We start from the raw sequence: 22,099 nt of genomic DNA on the forward strand, positions 1-22,099 counted from the left end.
TGTTTTATAAATAGACAATTCTGATTTAATGAATCATTTTTATAACATCTTAAGATACGCTAAACCTTATAAAAAATATGCTTTCGGGCATATTGTATCCAATATTTTTTATGCGCTGTTTGGCACATTGTCGTTCATTGCATTAATACCAATGTTAGACATCCTATTTGAAAAAAAGGACGAGACCGTACAAATAACAAAACCGATTTACGAGGGCATATCCCATCTAAAAGATTACTATAAAGATTTTTTGGCTTACCATGTAAACCAATACGCAGAAAACAACCCGCAAAAAGCATTACTTTTGGTTGTTGGACTTATTATATCCTTATTTTTACTAAAAAATATTTTCGGTTATTTAGCCAATTATTTCATGGTTTTTTTAAGAAATGGTGTGGTAAGAGACCTGCGGAATGCCGTATATTCAAAAACCGTCGAGCTTCCCCTTTCCTATTTCTCAGAACAAAAAAAGGGCGATATTATGGCACGTGTAACTAACGATGTAGCCACACTTCAATATTCCATGCTACCTGTTTTAGAACTCATCGCCAGAGAACCCCTTATGATAATTTTCACCTTAATTGGCATGGTTATCTTGAGTGCAAAACTCACAATTTTCGTATTTATATTTATTCCTATTTCGGGTATAATCATTTCCCGTATCGGAAAAAGTTTAAAACGTAAATCTGATCGCGTTCAAAACGAACAGGGCGTTATACTTTCCACTTTGGAGGAAACCCTAACAGGATTACGCATTATAAAAGGGTTTAACGCCGAAAAAAAATTCGACGATAAGTTTAGAGCATCCTCAAATCGGTTTTATAACTTTTCAAATAAACTATTGAACCGCCAAAACTTGGCCTCACCAACAAGTGAGTTTTTGGGTATTTTGGTCATTTCTATTTTATTATGGTATGGCGGTCAATTGGTATTGGTTGATGGCTCACTTGATGGTAGTTCGTTTATTGCGTTTATGGGGCTAGCCTACAATATTATGGTGCCGGCAAAAGCTATTTCCAGAGGACTTTACAACATCAAACAAGGCAATGCGGCCGCCGAACGTATTCAGGAAATCATCGACACACCTAACCCGTTAAAAGATAAAAATAATGCCATTGAAAAAACAGATTTCAATTCTGAAATTAAATTCAAAGACATTTCGTTTAAATATCAAGATGATTACGTATTAAAGAATTTTTCTTTAACCATTCCCAAAGGAAAAACCGTGGCCTTGGTAGGGCAATCAGGAAGTGGTAAATCTACTATTGCCAATTTAATTACGCGCTTTTATCACGTCAATAAAGGAGAGATTTTAATCGATGATATAAATATAAATGATATCACTACGAGTTCGTTACGCAAACAATTGGGTATTGTTACCCAAGATGCCATATTGTTTAACGACACCATAAAAAACAATCTGAAATTGGGCAACGACAATGCAACTGATGAGGCAGTTATTGAAGCCTTAAAAATTGCTAACGCTTGGGAATTTGTAAAAGATTTGCCCGAAGGTATTGAAACAAATATAGGCGATTCTGGAAATAAACTTTCAGGTGGACAGAAACAGCGATTGAGCATTGCCCGCGCCGTTCTTAAAAGTCCACCTATTATGGTTTTAGACGAGGCGACTTCGGCACTAGATACAGAAAGTGAACGTTTGGTACAAGTGGCCTTAGAAAACATGATGAAAAACAGGACATCAATCGTTATTGCCCACAGATTATCTACCATTCAAAATGCCGATGAGATTGTTGTTCTCAACAAAGGACAAATTGTTGAACAAGGAAAGCATAACGAACTCATTGCTAAAAAAGGTGTTTACCAAAAACTCGTTGAAATGCAAAGTTTTGAATAAAATTGGATTTGGCATAAAAAAAGGATAGAGATTTGGGGGCTTCTATCCTTTTTTTTGTTCTGTTAGACTTGGGGCATCTAACAACTTTTAGTAGGTTTCTGTTACAAACATAAGTCATTAATACTTTTCAAGCAAGAAAAAATGCATTTAATCGTGTTTTAAATACACTTTATCGATAAAAACAAACTCAAACTATTGATTTTCAGAGACATAAACTTTAGCCCTAAAAACCAATAATCAGCTCTTAAACTTTTACTATATTTAACAGTCTAAATTATAAAGTGTATTTGTGACGGACGAAGCGCAACTTTTAGAACAACTAAAATCGGAACAACATAAGGATGAGGCTTTTAAAACCCTGATTTCGCTCTACAAAGAACGCTTATATTGGCATATTCGAAACATTGTTAAGTCGCACGACGACACTGACGATGTGCTTCAAAATACATTCATTAAAATCTACAAAAACATTCATAAATTTAAAGGAGAAAGCAAATTGTTTTCATGGATGTACCGCATTGCAACAAACGAATCTATAACCTTTATAAACAAAAGGGCTAAACAATTAAAAACCACAAACGAAGAAGTACAGCAACAAGCCTTAAACAATTTAAAATCGGATGTTTATTTTGAAGGCACCGAAATCCAGTTAAAATTACAAAAAGCCATAGCTACACTACCTGAAAAGCAGCAATTGGTGTTTAACATGAAGTATTTTCAAGACTTAAAATATAAAGATATGTCTGAAATTTTACAAACAAGTGAAGGAGCACTAAAGGCATCATATCACATAGCCGTAAAAAAAATTGAAGACTATTTAACTAAAAATTAAACCTTTATAAAAAAAGTAAGTCTTACAAATAGCAATGAAAGATAAAAAAATGCATAGCATCAAAAAAACAGGATTTAAAGTACCAAACAATTATTTTGATACTTTAGAAGACGATCTGTTGCCAGAAATCAAGTTAAAAACCAATCTTGAGCGTTCTGGTTTTACCGTACCCAAAACCTATTTTAGCGATTTAGATAGTGACATAATCAACAAAATACAAAAAGAAAACGAGCCAAAAGTTATTTCAATAGTCAGCAAAAAGAACTTGATTTATATTTCGAGTGTAGCAGCTGCTGTATTGTTACTTTTTAGTTTGTCTGTATTGAACACCAAGCCCGAAACAACTTTTGACAGCCTAGATGTTCAAACTGTTGAAAACTATATTTTAGAAGAAGACATTGGCGCCTATGAAATAAATACCACCCTAACAGAAGACGACTTTTACGCAGAGAATTTCACCGATGTTACAATTGACGATGATTCCTTTGAAACTTATATCTTAAACGATATAAACATAGAAGACATCATGTTAGAATAAAAACGCACCATGAAAAAACTTATACTATTCATATCATTACTGTTTTTCATCTCCATAAATGCATTTTCGCAGCACCATGGCGATAAATTTAAAAAACTAAAAATACCTTTTATCTCAGAGCGGGTTAACTTAACACCCGAGGAAGCCGAAAAATTCTGGCCTATTTATAATGCTTATGAAGAAATCGCGTCTAAATTAAAGCACGAAAAAATACGCGGCATCCATAAAGAAATAAAAAAGAACCGTGATGCTATAAGTGAAGCCAAGGCAAAAGAATTACTTGAAAAACTAACCAATTACGAAAAAGAACTTCATGACGAAGAAATGAAACTCAATAAGCAGTTGCAAAAAATTATTTCGAATAAAAAAATCATACTTCTCAAAATGGCCGAAGAAGATTTTAAAAAGCGGCTTTTTGACAGATATGTAAACAAAAAAATAAAACACCGAATGGAAAATAAAAAGGACAAATAGAACGATCCTTTTTTATTCCTTAAAAGTAAGCTTTGAAATCCGTCCAGCCCCAGCAACATAAGCTACACTATCGTTTAAAAACCTAATGGTGTAAAACCCTTCATCACTCAAGTGTTTCCATGACCCTCCGGAATCATTACTAAAATCGATACCTTTAAAACCAACAGCTACAAGTTCCTTAGCATTTCCGTTTGGCACATATTGCACACAACTTCTGTACCCAGGGTTTTGGTTTTGAGCTACCAAATGCCATGTTTTGCCGCCATCGGTAGTTTTAATTTTGTTCGCCGCATTAGCATCTGGATTAGTATAATCGCCACCAATGGCAAAACCGTTTAGTTCATCATAAAAATCGATGGAATAAATGCCCTCGGTTTCCTTTTCCTTAACGATTGGCGTATCGAAAACCTGCCATGTTTTAGCTTTATCAGGAGAATAATACACGCGTCCCGCCGTAGTGGCCACCCAAGTACTTTCCCCTATTATGGCAATATTCGTATCGCTAGCGGCAAAAGCACCTTCGTTATCGAGGCCTTTGGGCAATTGGTTACACGGTAATTTTGTCCAAGTATCACCGCCATCTCTGGTAACGATAATACTTAAACAGCCATCGGTAGAGTCGCCAATAGCAATACCTTCGTGGTTATTCCAAAAATCCATGGAATCGTAAAAAGTTTTGGGGTGGTTTTCTTGGTAAACTATTTTAATTGAATCCTTCTGTATTTTAAAAATAAAAGTGGGACTTCCTATCGTAATGACAAATCCGTGAGCAACCGCCCTGAAGTTAAGCTCTAAAGAATCGGAGACAGGTATAGGGTAATAAATAGCTTTTTCATTTGTAAAACCTAAGTCTCCATTGGAAGTTGCAAAAAACAAATTCCCGGTTTCATCTCCCAATTCAATGGCCCTAACATTCAAAAGCGAATCCTGTAAAATCGTTTCAATTTCAACGTCATTAAAATCCTTAGGAATAACATTTTTCCTTTTTGCACAGGAAAATAACACCAAAACAAGCACCACCAGGGACACATTTCTTTTCATAAAACATGAATTTTAAAGAAAGATAGTGCTATTCGCTCTAAAAATAAAAACATTCGAGAATTCGTAGCATTTAACGTAACTTTGCAGCCTGATTTATACAACATGCGATTACACAGAAATTTATGCTTTGCGGTTATTGATGGATTAACCCTAATTTTTAACGAAGGAAAGTACGCCGATAAAGTCATCCAACAATTGTTAAAACGTGATAAACGTTGGGGCTCTCGCGACCGTGCTTTTGTTGCCGAAACCACCTACGACATTGTACGTTGGAAACGCCTTTACGCCGAAATTGCAGATGTTAAAGAACCGTTTGACCGCGATAACCTATGGCGCATGTTTGCCGTTTGGGCCACCCTAAAAGGTATAAAGTTGCCCGATTGGAAATATTTTGAAAACACACCCGCTCGTAAAATAAAAGGCCGTTTTGATGAACTTTCAAAAATTAGAAAATTTAGAGAGTCTATCCCCGATTGGATTGAAAACGTTGGCTTACAAGAATTGGGCGAAAAAGAATGGACCAAGGAAATAGCCATGCAAAACCAGCAGGCCGATGTAATTTTACGTGTTAATACACTAAAAACAACGAAGGAAAAATTACAAAGCATTCTTTTTGACGAAAACAATATTCAAACCGAATTTATAAAAGGGTATCCATCGGCATTAAAACTGAAAGAACGTGCCAATGTTTTTGTAACCGATGCTTTTAAAAACGGACTTTTTGAAGTTCAAGATGCCTCGTCACAATTAGTAGCCGATTTCCTCGATGTAAAACCTGGCATGAAAGTAGTAGATACCTGTGCCGGTGCTGGCGGCAAAACATTACACCTCGCTTCTTTAATGGAAAACAAGGGACAGGTTATTGCCATGGATATTTATGAAAGCAAACTTAAAAAACTAAAAGTTCGCGCCCGTAGAAATGGAGTACATAACATCGAAATGAAAGTTATCGATTCTACAAAACCAATAAAAAAACTACACAATAAGGCTGACCGTGTTTTAATTGATGCACCATGTTCTGGTTTAGGCGTTTTACGTAGAAACCCCGATGCGAAATGGAAATTGGAACCCGAGTTTTTAGATCGTATTCGCGTAACCCAACAAGACGTTTTACAAGAGTACTCTAAAATGGTAAAGCCGGGTGGCAAATTGGTTTATGCAACCTGTTCTGTGTTGCCTTCTGAAAACCAAAATCAGGTTGATGCCTTTTTAAAATCGGAAGCAGGCCAAGCATTTCACTTACTAAAAGACAAAAAAGTGTTGGCTTATAAATCTGGTTTCGATGGGTTTTATATGGCGCTTTTAGAGCGAAAAATCTAATATTCGTGTCATTCTGAACTTGTTTTAGAATTTCATTATTAGTTCTTAAATGAGAAGCTGAAACAAGTTTAGGTTAAAGACGATTACCAAAATTCTATTTTTAAAACTTCTTCCGTATTTTTAAATCATGCTAAACGATTTAAAAACATATCTTTCAGATTTACTGAACCAAAAAATCACCAAGATTTCGTCGGTTTCTGGCGGTGACATTTCGTCCGCATATAAAATTGAAACGGATAAACAGTCCTTCTTTTTAAAAGCAAATAGCAACTCGAACGCCTTGGATATGTTTAACATTGAAGCCAAGGGTTTAAAAGCTATTCAGAATACCTACACTATAAAAACCCCACAAATTTTAGCTTGCAGTTCTTTTAAAAACCAAGCTTTTATTTTGATGGAATTTGTTGATTCCAAACAAGCATCAGCAAACGATTTTGAAAATTTGGGATACCAATTGGCCAAATTACACCAATATCATGATGAATATTTTGGATTGAACCACGATAATTTTATTGGCAGTTTGCCTCAAAGAAACTCACAACATCAATCTTGGACCGACTTTTATATAAAAGAGCGCCTATTGCCCCAACTAAAATTAGCCCAATCTAAAAACTTGCTCCGGCATGAAGAAATCCCTACAGCAGAAAGCATGTCAAAAGCACTTTCTTCATTATTTGAAAACATTAAACCATCGTTACTTCATGGAGATTTGTGGAGCGGTAATTTTTTAATTTCAAATGAAGGCACGCCATTTTTAATCGACCCGGCAGTGTATTATGGACATAGCGAAGTGGATATTGCAATGAGTAAACTCTTTAGTGGTTTTGGCGAGCGCTTTTATGAGGCTTATGCCGAAATCATTCCCTTTTCAAATGAAACTACTTCCAGAATCGAAATTTACCAACTATACTATTTGCTGGTGCATTTAAATATGTTCGGCAGGTCTTATTATGGTTCGGTAAAATCCATACTTTCTAAACATTTCTGAGTTACATTTGCACGCTGTACTTTTCAGGAATCCCAGCTGGAATTTGTTCAGCATTTTCATCTAACATTTGGCGCATATCTATTTCAATGCCACGGGCAATGGTAGAAATTGGCACATCATTTGGTGAACCTTCAAATGGATTTTCTCCTACTCTAGCCATGCGCTCCATGATGTGAAACGCCCATGATACGGCACCACAAAACGGAATGGCTACCCACACAAATACCCTTGAAACTATCGGGGTCGATTCTGTAAAACCTTTTGCTATGTCAGCAAACTCTGGTACAATTCCAAAGGGCAGCAAAAAAAGAAAAATCGCAACTAAATAATACGCCAAACCAGCATATTGCCTAGGATACGGAAAGTTCTTGATACGCTCCGATTTTCCTTGATGGTCAAACAAATCGCCTAAAATATTTTCTAACTCCAAAAACGAAAACTCCCAAACCAAGCCGCTTTCTTTTAAAGTTCGTATGTGCTTTGACTGTAAATACAATAAAGCTGTTTGCTTGTTTACTTTAGAGAATACATACTCTTTTTCTTTATCTGACAAATACCCCTTCAGCTCTTCCTCCAAAGTATATTGATACTCGGCAATATACATTTCCCTTTGCCATTCCCTATTCGTTATATGCTTACTGAATGACTCCCAAGGCTTGTTTTGCCGCATAGCATGGCGTAATGCGGTCATCCAAGCAATGTGTCGATATACCAACATTTTTTTATGCTTTTTTAATTCGTCATCCGAAACGGGATTATCACACTATTCATTAGTCACCATATCTTGCACTTTCATTCCAAAAGTTCGAGAGGAATTTACAATGGCGCCCCAGATTTTTCGGGCTTCCCAAATTCTATCGTAAGCCGAATTGTTCTGAAACCCCACCAAAAAAGCCACTGCAGTACCAATTAAGGCAACGGGTGTCCAGGGCACATCCAAAAAGGTAAAATCAAATACGTTATACAAAACGGTTATAATAGTGGCGTACAAAAGAATTACAAAGGTTTCCCAACGGGACCAAATCATTAAATCTTTTACTGAATAACGTTTTTTGGTGAGCATATCATAAAATTTAGTTTTAAATATAGCAAAAATCGCATAAATTCCTTGTTGAAAATACTGTTGATAACCACAAGGGCTTTAGCAAAAAAAGCAGTTAGGTATGCGCAAAAAAGTGTATTTTTGCATTTTCAAAAACATTTACAAACCTCTACATAATGATTCATTTCTTTGGAAACGTAACCAGCAAAGTATTTGCTGTTCAAACAACAAAAGAATTATCGGCCGAAACTATTTCTAAATTAACATGGCTTTTTGGCAACCAGCCTAAAATTGAGCAAGCATCATTGGATGCTTTTTTTGTTGGCCCACGTGCTGCCATGATTACACCTTGGAGTACCAATGCAGTGGAAATCACGCAAAACATGGGTATTACTGATATTATTAGAATTGAAGAGTTTAAATCCGTTTCTGAAGATTTTAAGGATTACGACCCCATGATTTCGGAAAAATTTAAGGGTTTAAACCAGGATAGTTTTACTATCAACATTCAGCCCGAACCTATTTTAAACATTGAGGATATTGCGGCTTACAATGAGCAGGAAGGCTTATCGTTGAGTGATGAAGAGGTTGAATATTTGGAAGGTGTAGCCAATAAAATTGGTCGTCCGTTAACCGACTCTGAAGTTTTTGGATTTTCTCAAGTGAATAGTGAACACTGCCGTCACAAAATTTTTAATGGTACGTTTGTAATTGACGGTGAAGAAAAACCAACATCGCTTTTTAAACTAATTAAAGAAACATCAAAACAAAACCCTAATGATATTGTTTCGGCATATAAAGATAACGTCGCTTTTATAAAAGGCCCAAAAGTGGAACAATTTGCACCTAAACGTGCCGATATTCCCGACTTCTACGCGACTAAAGATTTCGATTCTGTGATTTCGCTTAAAGCGGAAACCCATAATTTCCCAACAACGGTAGAACCTTTTAATGGTGCTGCAACGGGTTCTGGCGGAGAAATTAGAGATAGATTGGCTGGCGGAAAAGGGTCTATCCCATTAGCTGGAACAGCGGTTTATATGACGTCGTACTCTCGTTTAGAAGAAAACCGTCCGTGGGAAAAAGCCTTTCCAGAACGCAAATGGCTGTACCAAACACCTATGGATATTCTGATAAAAGCCTCCAATGGCGCATCAGATTTTGGAAATAAGTTTGGACAACCACTTATTTGTGGTTCCGTTTTAACTTTTGAGCATGAAGAAGACGCTCGTAAATTAGGCTTCGACAAAGTGATTATGCAGGCTGGTGGCATTGGCTACGGAAAAACCGAGCAAGCCATAAAAGACACCCCAAAAGCTGGCGATAAAATAGTCATTCTTGGTGGTGAAAACTACCGCATTGGAATGGGGGGTGCCGCCGTGTCGAGTGCCGATACTGGCGAGTTTGCTTCAGGCATCGAATTGAATGCCGTTCAGCGTTCTAATCCAGAAATGCAAAAACGTGCTGCCAATGCTGTTCGCGGTATGGTAGAGAGTGACAAAAATTATATTGTTTCCATTCACGACCATGGTGCGGGCGGGCATTTAAACTGCCTTTCGGAATTGGTTGAAGATACTGGCGGTAACATCGACTTAGATAAATTACCCGTTGGCGACCCTACACTTTCCGATAAAGAAATTATTGGTAACGAATCACAAGAGCGAATGGGCTTGGTTATTGGTGACAACCACATTGATACACTACATAAAATTGCAGACCGCGAGCGTTCGCCCATGTACACTGTTGGTGATGTTACAGGCGACGACCGTTTTACGTTCCAGTCGAAAACCAAAGGCAACAAACCAATGGATTTAGCGATGGAAGATATGTTTGGCAGTTCGCCAAAAACGATAATGACTGACCATACCATAAAAAGAAACTACAGCGATGTGGCTTATAACACTGATGAGTTTCATAATTATTTAGAGCAAGTACTTCAACTTGAAGCCGTAGCTTGCAAAGACTGGTTGGTTAATAAAGTTGACCGATGCGTTGGCGGAAAAGTAGCCAAGCAACAATGCGCCGGACCGTTACAATTGCCATTAAATAACGTAGGTGTGATGGCCTTGGATTTTAAAGGAAAAGAAGGTATCGCTACGTCTATTGGGCACTCCCCAATTTCTGGATTGATTAATCCAGTGGCCGGTAGTAGAAACTCCATAACAGAGGCGCTTACCAACATTATTTGGGCACCTTTAAAGGATGGTATTAAATCCATTTCACTATCAGCAAACTGGATGTGGCCCTGTAAAAATGAAGGCGAAGATGCCCGTTTATACGAAGCTGTTGAGGCGGTTTCAAAATTCGCCATTGATTTGGGTGTAAACGTACCAACAGGAAAAGATTCGCTTTCCATGAAACAGAAATACCCAAATGAAGAGGTTATTTCTCCAGGAACCGTTATCATTTCGGCCGCAGCTAACTGTAACGATATTACCAAGGTGGTTGAACCTGTTTTTCAAAAAAATGCTGGTAGTGTTTATTACATCAATCTCTCAAAAGACAACTTTAAATTAGGCGGGAGTTCGTTCGCACAAATTTTAAATAAAATTGGAAATGATGCGCCAAATGTTAATGATGCGACGTATGTCAAAAACGTTTTCAACACCATTCAAAATTTAATTAGAAACAAATATATTGTTGCCGGGCACGATGTTGCTTCGGGTGGCTTAATTACAACGCTTTTGGAAATGTGTTTTGCCGACAATAATTTAGGGGCTGAGTTAGATTTGTCGAAACTTAATGAAAAAGATTCCTTAAAATTATTATTTGCTGAAAATGCAGGTATTGTTATTCAAGCCAAAGATGCTTCTATTGAAAAAACGTTATCTGAAGCAAATATTGAATTTTTTAACATCGGAAAAGTTACCGAAAGTGACACCTTAAGTATCATTAACCATACTGATGTATTTACCTTGACAGTTTCAAGCTTACGTGATGTTTGGTACAAAACCTCATTCCTTTTAGACCAAAAGCAAACGGCAAATGGCTTAGCTCAAAACCGATTTGATAATTATAAAAATCAAGCTTTACAATACACGTTTCCAAAACATTTTACTGGAAAGCTACCAAGTATTGAAAGCAATCGCCCAAAAGCAGCCATACTTCGTGAAAAAGGCAGCAACTCCGAACGCGAAATGGCCAACGCCATGTACCTTGCGGGGTTTGATGTAAAAGATGTACACATGACCGATTTAATCTCTGGTCGTGAAACCTTAGAAGACATTCAGTTTTTGGGCGCTGTTGGCGGTTTTAGTAACTCAGACGTTTTAGGCTCTGCCAAAGGATGGGCCGGTGCCATTAAATACAACGAGAAAGCCAATAAAGCCATTCAAAATTTCTTTGAAAGAGAGGACACACTTTCCGTTGGTATTTGTAACGGTTGCCAATTGTTTATGGAATTGGAAGAAATTAACCCAGACCACGAGATTCATGGTAAAATGCTACACAACGACTCGCAAAAACACGAAAGTTCTTTTACATCGGTAAAAATACAAGAGAACCATTCGGTGATGCTTTCAACACTTTCAGGAAGCACATTGGGCGTTTGGATTTCGCATGGTGAGGGCAAGTTTAATTTACCTTATTCGGAAGAACGATACCATATTGTTGGTAAATATGGTTATAAGGGCTATCCGCATAACCCTAACGGTTCTGATTTCAACACGGCTATGATGTGCGATAAAACAGGACGCCATTTGGTTACTATGCCACATATTGAACGCTCCATTTTCCAATGGAATTGGGCACATTACCCAGAGGGTAGAAAAGACGAAGTTTCACCTTGGCTAGAAGCATTTGTTAATGCGCGAAAGTGGATTGAAAATAAATAAAACAAACCCCGATACTGAAATCGGGGTTTTTTATTCCATCACTTTAGAAAGTTAATTACACCTCGCTCCTCAAAGCAGCCTGTGCAGAAACCAGCCTGGCAATAGGCACCCTAAAGGGCGAACAGCTTACATAATTCATTCCTATGTTGTAACAGAACTCTACAGAACTGGGCTCGCCACCGTGCTCGCCACATATGCCTATTTTTAAATTTGGTTTTGTGCTCCTTCCGCGTTGTATTCCTATTTTAACTAATTGCCCTACACCTTCTTGGTCTAAAACTTCAAAAGGATCTACTTTTAAAATACCCTTCTCTATATAGATTGGTAAAAATTTACCAGCATCGTCTCTAGAATAGCCAAAAGTCATTTGGGTTAAATCATTTGTTCCAAATGAAAAGAAATCGGCTTTTTCAGCAATCTTATCTGCCAATAAAGCAGCTCTAGGAATTTCGATCATAGTACCAACCAGAAAATCTACATGATCCTTTCTTTGCTTAAAAATAGCTTTAGCAGTATCTCTGATGATTTTATCCTGGGCTTCAAATTCTTTTACTGTACCCACTAAAGGCACCATTATTTCTGGTATTACCTCTATATTTCTTTCCTTTAAGTTTAAAGCAGCTTCAATAATAGCTCTCGTTTGCATTTCAGTAATTTCGGGATAGGTATTGCCCAAACGACAACCCCGATGACCAAGCATTGGATTAAACTCCTCAAGCTCTGCTACCTTATTTTTAACCGCCTGCAAGGGTATATGCATTTCATCGGCCAGCTCTTTTTGAGTAGCTAATTGATGCGGCACGAACTCATGTAAGGGAGGGTCTAACAATCTTATCGTTACCGGTAAACCAGCCATGGCCTCAAAAATGCCTTCAAAATCTTCGCGCTGCATGGGCAACAACTCTTTTAAAGCATTTTTTCTTCCTTTTACGGTGTCAGCAAGAATCATTTCGCGCATAGCCTTAATCCGGTCTACTTCAAAAAACATATGTTCGGTTCTTGTCAAACCTATACCTTGTGCACCAAAATTTCGCGCTGCGCGGGCATCGCTGGGTGTATCTGCGTTTGTTCTTACTTTCATTTTCCCATACTTATCGGCCAATGTCATGATTTCAGCAAATTCACCGGTTAACTCAGGTTCACGGGTCGCGACTTTGCCTTCAATAATATTTCCAGTTGACCCGTTTAATGAAATCCAATCGCCTTCATGGTATTCATGACCGTCTACTACCAAAGTGCGTGTTTTATAATTGATTTTTAAGGCTCCAGCGCCAGACACACAGCATTTTCCCATACCTCGAGCAACAACAGCGGCGTGTGAGGTCATTCCGCCACGAGCCGTTAAAATACCCTTGGCGATATGCATACCTTCCAAATCTTCGGGTGATGTTTCAATACGAACTAAAATGGAACTTTTATACTTATTAGCTTCATCTGCAAAAAATACAATCTTACCTGTTGCAGCACCTGGAGAAGCAGGTAATCCTTGAGCAATTATATGAGCTGATTTTAGCGCTTTAGTATCAAAAACAGGATGCAAAAGTTCGTCTAACTTATTGGGTTCTATACGCAATAGTGCTTCTTTTTCATCGATTTTGCCTTCTTTTAAAAAATCTATAGCTATTTTAACCATAGCCGCCCCAGTACGCTTACCATGTCTTGTTTGCAAAATCCAGAGTTTTCCATCTTGAATAGTAAACTCCATATCCTGCATATCTCTATAATGCGCTTCTAGTTTTTGTTGGTAGCCATTCAATTCTTTATAAATAGATGGCATCAACTCTTCAAGGGAAGGGTATTTTTCTAATCTTTCGGATTCATCTACTTTTGCTAATTCGGCCCAACGTTGCGACCCCAATTTAGTAATTTGTTGAGGCGTCCTAACACCAGCTACCACATCTTCACCTTGGGCATTAATTAAATATTCGCCATTAAAAACATTTTCTCCGGTTCCGGCATCGCGAGTAAAACAAACACCTGTACCCGATTTATCACCCATATTACCGTACACCATAGCCTGAACATTAACGGCAGTTCCCCAATCTTCTGGGTAACCGTGTAGATTTCTATAATAAATGGCCCTATCACCATTCCAACTATTGAAAACGGCAATAATGGCACCCCATAATTGATCCCAAGGATTTGAAGGAAAAGAATGTCCCGTTTGCTTTTTTACAGCCTCTTTAAAATCGAAAACTAAATCTTTTAAATCTTGAACGGAAAACTCGGTATCTAATTGAATGCCGCGTTTAACTTTAAGTTTTTCCATAATTTCTTCAAAAGGATCGATATCTTCCTTTGAAGCTGGTTTCATTCCTAAAACGACACCGCCATACATTTGAATAAAACGCCGATAAGAATCCCATGCAAAATGCTCGTTGTTTGTCTTTCTGGCCAAACCTAAAACAACTTCGTCATTTATACCAAGATTTAAAACCGTATCCATCATACCGGGCATAGAAACCCTTGCCCCCGAACGAACTGAGATCAATAAGGGGTTTTCCTTGTCGCCAAAAGAGGATTCCATCAATTTTTCTATGTTGGCTACAGATGCCTCAACTTCATCTTTTATAAGCTGAATTACTGCATACTCTCCCAACAAGTTATATTCTGTACAAATTTCTGTGGTAATGGTAAACCCTGGAGGCACCGGTATTCCAATAGCACTCATTTCGGCTAAATTAGCACCTTTTCCTCCTAACAGATTCTTCATTTCACTATTCCCATCAGCTTGTTTGTTTCCAAACCGGTAAACGCCAGCTTTTGTGTTTTCTAATAACTCCATGACTTTTCTATTTAAAGATTTTTAACACTGTTACATAAATAACCTTTAAATTTAAGTATTGAACACCTGTATTTCAATGACATAAATCATATATTGAGTTTTAATTTTAAAATAAAAAAGCTATTTTTATTGTTGATTTAAACTTGAAAAGATAGCCTTTAGAACAAAAATTCTGAAAACTAGTACTGTTAGGAAAATGAAACTTAAGTGAGTAGTTAAAAAGTGTTAAATTGAAATTTACTGGATATACTTATTTATACGAAGATGCATCAACCAACAACACCTAAATTCTATGTTTTAACTATAGATTATTTAGGATACTGCTTTTTAACATTCCTGATAATACCTTCCAAACCATTAAGTTTAAGTTCATAAACTTGCCTTAGCATATCTCCTAATTTACCTTTAGGAAACCCTTTTGCGTGATACCAAACGATATAGTACTCAGGCAAATCGATTAAGTATCGATCTTTATACTTGCCATAGGGCATTTTGGCGTGGGCTAAATCAATTAGAAACTGTTTATCGGGAAACATTAATTTACCTCAACTATAGATAAATTATCATACTTTACAAGATAAGTTGCATCGTTATAATACCCTCCTAAAAGCTTCTTCTTGTAACCAAATTTGTTTTCGATGTACTCGGTTAACGGTGTGTTTTTAACGGACATGTATAAATCGGGAGAAGATACCAATCGTAAAACCACGTCCATTGTTAAATCAAAGCCTTTAACCGCTTTATTATTGGGAGTGATGTTATATAATTTACTGTACTTTTTTAAAAACAATTTGTTTTCGTTTTCGTTGTAATCTTTTGACCCTGTTGCAAAATGAAACTGAAGCTTAGATAAATGCGTGTTGTTTATTTGGTCGCCTTCAAAGGCCGAGTTTCGGTTTGTGGTAAGCAATATAATTTCTCTTGGTTCTTCTTGAACATTTTTACCATCCTTTTTTATTGTTGTATTACCGTTTCTAATTAACGAAGCCAAAATACTGGTTACATTAGCCGCAAAACCTGCATTTTGAGTTTCTAGAAACACTAAATTTTTACCAGGTTTTAAAACACTTTCAATATCATCCCTAGTAACGAAAAACTCGTCTTTTCCGTCTTTGTTTTTTCTAGACAAGACTTGTTTTGCATATCCAAATTCACGTCTCAGCTCATTAGAAATAGCCGTGTTTTCTGTATCGTGAATAATCAATATATTTTTTGCCAGTGTATCAGCTTTTACATAAGCTAATACTTTATTTTTTAACAAATCATCAGATGGTCTCGCTTGAAACACATTATCATACAAATTTAACTTTGTTCCGATTGGAGATATTATAGGCGTATTGAATCTCTTGAGTTCTGAAGAGGCCCTTTCAAAATTTTTGGTTGTTAGCGGCCCTATAACGGCATCAACATCATTAAAGTTGTTTTCACGTATTATTTTTGAAACTTCGCTTATTTCGTTTTTTGTATCATAAACATCAACTTTAAGGGAAATACCTAATGATTTTAAGGAATCGACCGCCATCAAAACACCCGAATAAAAATCTAAAGACGTATTTAAATAGGGATCATTTTTAATGCTGTTTTTCGTATCTGAGACCGAATCAAACCCTACACGATTTAATCTAAACGGCAACATAACAGCAATACGTTTAATGCTAAAATCGGAAATACTATCAACTAAATTAACTTTTTCTGATATCGAAAAATCATCAGTTACGCTTGTTAGTGGTATTTTTAAAATCATTCCTTCTTTCAACCCGCTATCTTTAACACCCGGATTTAAGGTTTCTATTTCTTCTTGCTCTAGGCCTAATTTCAATTTTAACCTATAAAACCCTTCTTTTGGTAAAACTTTATAGTAACCGTACCTTTCATCTACAATGTTTTCTTCTTCTGCCTCTAAATTTGGCACATTAATAACCTCACCAACCTTTAAAACATCTTCCATATCTGGGTTAAGGGCTTCCAACTCGCTAATTGAAATACCAAATTTATAAGCAATACGCCACTTACCCTCTTTGGGCTTTACAGTATAAGACTTTGTGGTTTTAACGACTTCAACCTTTTCGGTAGTTTTATAAATTGGAATTTGAATCCTGTCGCCCTTACGCAGAGTATTGGCATACAAAAATGTATTGTGCTTTTTTATTTCATCTTGCGAAACACCATACTTTTTTGAAAGGCTGTACATGGTTTCCTTGCGTCTGGTTTTATGTTCTTTAAAACCTTGAAGCTCTTTAACAATGGTAGTTTTAGGCTTTTGTGCCTTAGACAAAGGAATGATAAGAATCGTATTGGGCTTTAAACCTTTTTTGGCATCTGGGTTAAGTTTATAAATATCAAAAGGTGTAACGTAATATTTTTTTGATATTTCTTCTATCGTTTCTCCTGCTTTTACTTTATGGGTACTAAAATTTTGTGCACTTAAGGGTGAAAAACCAAATACTAAAACTAGAACTAAAACTAAGAAGAATCTACTCATACCGTGAATGTGATAACTTTAAATATAATAAAATTGCAACTGTATAAACTATATACGTTATGTGCTTTTATAAAGATGTTAAAAATACTTTTTTTTAATATTATCACACAACGTGCCAAACAGCTTACAAACCAAAAATCAATTAGCCATTATTCCCACTCAATAGTTGCCGGTGGTTTTGAACTAATATCGTAAACTACCCTATTAACGCCTTTTACCCTGTTTATTATATCGTTAGATGTTTTTTGAAGAAATTCGTAAGGTAAATTCACCCAATCCGCCGTCATTCCATCAGTACTTTCAACAGCTCTGAGTGCCACACATTTTTCATAGGTACGTTCATCTCCCATTACACCAACGCTATTTACAGGTAGCAGCATGGCGCCGGCTTGCCATACCTTATCGTAGAGCCCCCACTCCTTCAAACCGTTAATAAAAATAGCATCTACTTCTTGCAGGATTCTAACTTTTTCGGCTGTGATGTCGCCCAAAATACGAATACCTAAACCAGGGCCAGGAAACGGATGACGCCCTAGCAATTCGGGGTCTATACCCAAAGTGGCTCCCACACGTCTTACTTCATCCTTAAATATAGCACGAAGTGGCTCCACTATTTTTAATTTCATAAAATCTGGCAAACCACCAACATTATGATGACTTTTAATAGTTGCTGAAGGCCCACCTGTAGCAGAAACACTTTCAATCACATCGGGGTAAATGGTTCCTTGTGCTAACCATTCAACGTCTTTTAATTTGTGAGCCTCATCATCAAATACTTCTATAAAGGCATTACCAATAGCTTTTCGTTTTAGTTCAGGGTCTTCAATGCCTTTTAAAGCGTCAAGGAATCTACTGGAAGCATCAACGCCTTTAACGTTAAGTCCCATACCTTTATATTGGTTCAGTACGCTTTCAAATTCATTTTTACGAAGCAAACCATTATTAACAAAAATACAGTACAGGTTTTTACCTATAGCTTTATTTAAAAGCACGGCTGCAACAGTTGAATCTACTCCACCGGAAAGCCCTAAAACTACCTTCCCGTCTCCTACTTTTTCTTGAATGGCCTCAACGGTTTCTTCAACAAAAGATTGGGGTGTCCAGTCTTGGTGAACCCCTGCAATATTTACTAGGAAGTTTTCCAATAATTGCTTTCCGTCAGTAGAATGGTAAACCTCAGGATGAAATTGAATAGCATATGTTTCTTCGCCATCAATTCTATATGCTGCATTTTCTACATCGTGTGTGCTAGCAATTAAAACGCCCTTGGTTGGCAATTGTTTAATAGTATCACTATGGCTCATCCAAACTTGACTTCCCGTGTGGATATGAGCAAAAAATGGCTCATTGCTTTTTATAAATGATAAATTTGCACGTCCATACTCTCGTGTATTCGAGGGCGCTACTTCACCACCTGAAAAATGGGCCAAATATTGCGCTCCGTAACAAACGGCCAATATTGGTTTTTCACCTCTTATTCCACTTAAATCGGGATGTAAAGCGGCTTCACCTCGAACTGAGGTTGGGCTACCTGATAAAATTACGGCCTTGTAATCTTTTATATTTTCTGGAATCTTGTTGAACGGGTGTATTTCGGAATAAATATTGAGTTCTCTAACTCTACGGGCAATAAGCTGTGTGTATTGCGATCCGAAGTCTAAAATTAGTACTTTATCGTGTTGCATGCGCAAAAATAGTAATAGATTTTTTATTGGCGAATTACCACTTGTAATTTTTTGCTTAAATTTTCAACAGACTGTAAACTTTGACGAGTCAATTTTTACGCCATAGAATCTAAAATCATTTGAATATCGTTTTCTGTAGTATCTGGATTTATAAAGCAAAAACGGGAAACGGTTTCGAAAGCATCCCCATTTTTCCATTTTGTAGGCGTTACCAAAGCAAAACCCGACTTGTGATTTTTATATGTCCAATGCGTATAATCTTCAGGTTTCCACCCAATTCTTCTAAACAGAACACAAGATAAACTAGGAACCCTAACCAATTCTACATTCGGAGTTTTTTCAATTAATTGTCCTGCAATCTGCGCCAACTCTAAGCCCCGTTCTACAGCTTCTTTATACTTATCGGTTCCGTGCGTTGCTAAAGAAAACCACAATGGCAACCCGCGTACCCTTCGGGTTAACTGTATTTGATAATCGGTTGGGTTAAAACCGTGCGCCCCTTCATCCTTAAAAATATCTAAATAAGACCCTTCCTGTGCATGGGCAGCTTTAGCCAATTCTGGCTTTTTATAAATTACGGCACCGCAATCGTAAGGTGAAAACATCCACTTATGCGGGTCTATGGTTATACTATCTGCTTTTTCAATACCATTAAATAAGTGCCTTACAGAATCAGCAACCAAAGCACCCCCACCATATGCTGCATCAACATGAAACCAAAGTTTTTCGGTTTCACAAATCGCTGCTATACCTTCTAGGTCGTCAATTATGCCCGCATTGGTTGTTCCGCCGGTAGCCACAACTGCAAATAAGCGCTTTCGCTGGTGGAAACTTAAACCGTTTATGGTTTTTCTTAAATCGTCTCCGGTTAATTTTTCTTCTGAATCGACCAATAAGATATCAACATCGGCCACCTTGGCCATGGCCTTGACAGACGAATGCGCCCCAACAGAGGTAATAATCAAGCCTTTTTCTCTTTTAAAAGTATCATCTCTACGCCAATACTCACGTGCCGTAACAATCGCTGATAGGTTAGCTGCAGTGCCCCCGCTAGTAAATACACCAAAAGCACCTTCTGGCAAACCGGTAAGCGACACCATCCAGCGCATCGCTTCATTTTCACAAAAAATACCACCAGCACCTTCCATCCAATATGCGCCATGGATGCTGGAAACCGAGGTCACCAAATCGAACATTACAGCTGCCCTAGTTGGTGAAGCCGGCACAAATGCCAAGTGCCTTGGATGGTCTATTGGCACATTGGCTTTCGATAAATATTTTTTCCATAGGTTGAATGCAAATTCGCCACCAACGCCTTTTGCCGTTACGGTGTCGCCCACCATAGCTTTCAGCTCTTCTTCCTTTTTGGGTTGTCCTATGGGGTGTTCGGTTGCAGAAATTCGGTTGATGGCATATTTCATCACATCGAGCGTCATTTCTACTAAATCAATATCTATTTGGTGCATAATTTATAACGTCAAAATTGAAAATTCTCCTTTAAATGGCTCCAGGTTTTCTACCAGTGATGCCATTAGGCCATCTCCATGTTCCAAATAAAATTCTGAAAAATTGGCACTTCGCTCTTGGAGACTGTAATTTGGGAACAATTCGTTTTGCAAGTCGGTCATTCTCGAAACTTCATCCGAGAGCTTCTTTTTCTGGGCTTTAAGCAAACGTTTCTCCAAATTATCCAATCCCTTTAATTGCTTAACCTCCTGTGCCTTTACAGCTCCTAAAAAGGATTTATCGGTTTGTTTAGCCAACTTGTACAAATCTTCAAATTGTTGTTTTAAATGCGCTTTTTGAGATGAAAAATCGATATCGATATTCGAAATTTCCCTAACTTTTTTATTAATGAAAGCATTGCGCTTTAAGAAAACGTCTTCGGTAGAAATATTAAGCTTGTTAAGTTTTTTTGATTGACTTTCAGACTGTAACAACACCGAATTTCTCAACAAAAGTATTGGAAACGGCACCTTTACCGCATTAAAAAATTGCTTTAACTGAAACCAATAAGCCAACTCGCCACCGCCGCCAATATAGCACAAGTTGGGTAAAATCACTTCTTGGTACAGCGGACGCATAATGACATTTGGCGAAAAACGATCGGGATGCTGCTCCAATTCATTTAAAATACCTTTTTTATCCCATGAAACATCTGTATTTAACACTTTATATAGACCATCGTTATAAACAATGCGCTCACGAAGGTTTTCATTTAAAAAAAACAGATTTATTTCTCTTGGATTTACCTGTATTTTATAATTTTCGGGCAATTTATTTATTTGCTCGCTGGTTTCAGAAACTAACTTAAACGCTGTTTGTTTCGTCAATTCTTCTTCCATGAATGGGGCGAACTGCTTTTTTAATTCTGCGTTATTTGCATCAATAATTACGAGTCCGAATGCCTTAAAAAGTTCATTGGCCAAATACTGCGTGGCTTCGGCTAAATTATTGTGTTTTAAATAGGCGTTTTTAAACAGTTCTTTTAAATATTCTGCGTTATTACTATGCCCTAAATCTTGGGCAAACAAATTAAAAACGGCCTCTAAACCATCCGTTGAAAGTTCGCCAACCGCCCCATTTGCGGCTTTATTCCAGTGTATTTTTTTACCTTTAAAGTTGAAATAATTGATTTCCGCAAAATCATGGTCTTCAGTAGCCATCCAATACACCGGCACAAAATTAAAATTAGGGTAAGCAGTTTTCAATTCATTTGAAAGGTTGATTGCCGAAACAATTTTATAGATAAAGTACAGCGGACCAGTAAACAAGTTCAACTGATGCCCCGTGGTGATAGTAAAGGTATTTTCTAATTTTAAAAGTTCTATATTTTGAAGTGTACTTTCGGAAGCAGCAACATTTTTATATTGCTTCTGTAAAACTGAAACCAGGTTTGTTCTTGACACTGAAGCAAACGACTGCTTCTTTTCTTCTATTTGGCTTTTAAAATTTTCAAGATTCGGAAAACGATTATAAAACGGTTTTAAGTGTGTTCTTTCATCCAAATAATCACATATTAAGGATGAAAAATAGCCTGTTTTATAAAAAGGTAAATTTTGTTTTTGCATATCCTATTTTGAACCCGTAAATATACAGTTATTCCATTTTTAACATTCTAAAAAATAAGTTAATAATATAATGGCTTAAATTAATGATTCTTTCAAAACCAAATAAATAACACTAATTCAACATTTTACACTTTAACATTATCCCTTTTT

14 protein-coding genes and 1 pseudogene are annotated in these 22,099 nt (G+C 37.0%); 7 read left to right on the plus strand and 8 right to left on the minus strand.

Annotated elements, in window-relative coordinates:
- Positions 1-28: 28 nt before the first annotated feature.
- From GSB9_01270 to GSB9_01273, 4 genes are all read left to right on the plus strand, one after another.
- On the plus strand, positions 29-1,858 hold the full coding sequence (locus GSB9_01270) for an ABC transporter ATP-binding protein/permease (protein UKM64713.1): 1,830 nt from the start codon (positions 29-31) through the stop codon (positions 1,856-1,858).
- 289 nt (positions 1,859-2,147) lie between these two features.
- Positions 2,148-2,690, plus strand: coding sequence for an RNA polymerase sigma factor (locus GSB9_01271; protein UKM64714.1), 543 nt, complete (start codon positions 2,148-2,150; stop codon positions 2,688-2,690).
- Between the two features lie 34 nt (positions 2,691-2,724).
- Complete coding sequence (locus tag GSB9_01272) at positions 2,725-3,228, plus strand: hypothetical protein (protein ID UKM64715.2); 504 nt, start codon at positions 2,725-2,727, stop codon at positions 3,226-3,228.
- Between the two features lie 9 nt (positions 3,229-3,237).
- Positions 3,238-3,702, plus strand: coding sequence for a hypothetical protein (locus GSB9_01273; protein ID UKM64716.1), 465 nt, complete (start codon positions 3,238-3,240; stop codon positions 3,700-3,702).
- Between the two features lie 12 nt (positions 3,703-3,714).
- On the opposite strand, the gene GSB9_01274 is transcribed toward GSB9_01273, so the two are convergent.
- A complete protein-coding gene (locus GSB9_01274) occupies positions 3,715-4,743 on the minus strand; it encodes an oxidoreductase (GenBank protein ID UKM64717.1) in 1,029 nt (342 codons plus the stop codon).
- A 102-nt stretch (positions 4,744-4,845) separates the two neighbouring features.
- Here GSB9_01274 and GSB9_01275 point away from each other — a divergent pair, with 102 nt between their 5' ends.
- Complete coding sequence (locus GSB9_01275; protein UKM64718.2) at positions 4,846-6,063, plus strand: methyltransferase domain-containing protein; 1,218 nt, start codon at positions 4,846-4,848, stop codon at positions 6,061-6,063.
- A gap of 127 nt (positions 6,064-6,190) precedes the next feature.
- On the plus strand, positions 6,191-7,051 hold the full coding sequence (locus tag GSB9_01276) for a fructosamine kinase family protein (GenBank protein UKM64719.1): 861 nt from the start codon (positions 6,191-6,193) through the stop codon (positions 7,049-7,051).
- 1 nt (position 7,052) lies between these two features.
- Here GSB9_01276 and GSB9_01277 read toward each other — a convergent pair.
- Positions 7,053-8,078, minus strand: a pseudogene (locus tag GSB9_01277) (hypothetical protein).
- A gap of 191 nt (positions 8,079-8,269) precedes the next feature.
- Here GSB9_01277 and purL point away from each other — a divergent pair.
- Entirely contained in the window at positions 8,270-11,926 is a 3,657-nt protein-coding gene (gene purL / locus GSB9_01279) for a phosphoribosylformylglycinamidine synthase (GenBank protein ID UKM64722.1), read from the plus strand.
- A 55-nt stretch (positions 11,927-11,981) separates the two neighbouring features.
- Here purL and ppdK read toward each other — a convergent pair whose 3' ends face one another.
- The 6 genes from ppdK to bshC all read right to left on the minus strand — a co-directional run bounded on the left by ppdK (position 11,982) and on the right by bshC (position 21,949).
- Positions 11,982-14,711: a pyruvate, phosphate dikinase gene (gene ppdK, locus GSB9_01280; GenBank protein UKM64723.1), complete on the minus strand. Its 2,730-nt coding sequence runs from the start codon at positions 14,709-14,711 to the stop codon at positions 11,982-11,984.
- A 308-nt stretch (positions 14,712-15,019) separates the two neighbouring features.
- On the minus strand, positions 15,020-15,247 hold the full coding sequence (locus tag GSB9_01281) for a DUF3820 family protein (protein ID UKM64724.1): 228 nt from the start codon (positions 15,245-15,247) through the stop codon (positions 15,020-15,022).
- Positions 15,247-17,193 (minus strand): LysM peptidoglycan-binding domain-containing protein, encoded by a 1,947-nt coding sequence (locus tag GSB9_01282; protein UKM64725.1) that lies wholly within the window; start codon positions 17,191-17,193, stop codon positions 15,247-15,249. The genes GSB9_01281 and GSB9_01282 overlap by 1 nt, the downstream gene beginning before the upstream one ends.
- Positions 17,194-17,342: 149 nt before the next feature.
- Positions 17,343-18,878: a glutamine-hydrolyzing GMP synthase gene (gene guaA / locus GSB9_01283; protein ID UKM64726.1), complete on the minus strand. Its 1,536-nt coding sequence runs from the start codon at positions 18,876-18,878 to the stop codon at positions 17,343-17,345.
- 95 nt (positions 18,879-18,973) lie between these two features.
- On the minus strand, positions 18,974-20,344 hold the full coding sequence (locus tag GSB9_01284) for an aminotransferase class V-fold PLP-dependent enzyme (GenBank protein ID UKM64727.1): 1,371 nt from the start codon (positions 20,342-20,344) through the stop codon (positions 18,974-18,976).
- A gap of 3 nt (positions 20,345-20,347) precedes the next feature.
- Positions 20,348-21,949, minus strand: a complete 1,602-nt coding sequence (bshC, locus tag GSB9_01285; protein ID UKM64728.1) for a bacillithiol biosynthesis cysteine-adding enzyme BshC — start codon at positions 21,947-21,949, stop codon at positions 20,348-20,350.
- Positions 21,950-22,099: the final 150 nt, after the last annotated feature.

It is taken from the genome of Flavobacteriaceae bacterium GSB9, assembly GCA_022749295.1.
Lineage (GTDB): Bacteria > Bacteroidota > Bacteroidia > Flavobacteriales > Flavobacteriaceae > Flavisericum.

Bases quoted from the DNA above. Each gene is read 5' to 3' on its own strand.
- ppdK (UKM64723.1), bottom strand. From the start codon at position 14,711: ATGGAGTTATTAGAAAACACAAAAGCTGGCGTTTACCGGTTTGGAAAC.
- GSB9_01284 (UKM64727.1), bottom strand. From the start codon at position 20,344: ATGCACCAAATAGATATTGATTTAGTAGAAATGACGCTCGATGTGATG.
- GSB9_01275 (UKM64718.2), top strand. From the start codon at position 4,846: ATGCGATTACACAGAAATTTATGCTTTGCGGTTATTGATGGATTAACC.
- GSB9_01276 (UKM64719.1), top strand. From the start codon at position 6,191: ATGCTAAACGATTTAAAAACATATCTTTCAGATTTACTGAACCAAAAA.
- GSB9_01281 (UKM64724.1), bottom strand. From the start codon at position 15,247: ATGTTTCCCGATAAACAGTTTCTAATTGATTTAGCCCACGCCAAAATG.
- bshC (UKM64728.1), bottom strand. From the start codon at position 21,949: ATGCAAAAACAAAATTTACCTTTTTATAAAACAGGCTATTTTTCATCC.
- GSB9_01282 (UKM64725.1), bottom strand. From the start codon at position 17,193: ATGAGTAGATTCTTCTTAGTTTTAGTTCTAGTTTTAGTATTTGGTTTT.
- GSB9_01272 (UKM64715.2), top strand. From the start codon at position 2,725: ATGAAAGATAAAAAAATGCATAGCATCAAAAAAACAGGATTTAAAGTA.
- guaA (UKM64726.1), bottom strand. From the start codon at position 18,878: ATGCAACACGATAAAGTACTAATTTTAGACTTCGGATCGCAATACACA.
- GSB9_01274 (UKM64717.1), bottom strand. From the start codon at position 4,743: ATGAAAAGAAATGTGTCCCTGGTGGTGCTTGTTTTGGTGTTATTTTCC.
- GSB9_01270 (UKM64713.1), top strand. From the start codon at position 29: ATGAATCATTTTTATAACATCTTAAGATACGCTAAACCTTATAAAAAA.
- GSB9_01273 (UKM64716.1), top strand. From the start codon at position 3,238: ATGAAAAAACTTATACTATTCATATCATTACTGTTTTTCATCTCCATA.
- purL (UKM64722.1), top strand. From the start codon at position 8,270: ATGATTCATTTCTTTGGAAACGTAACCAGCAAAGTATTTGCTGTTCAA.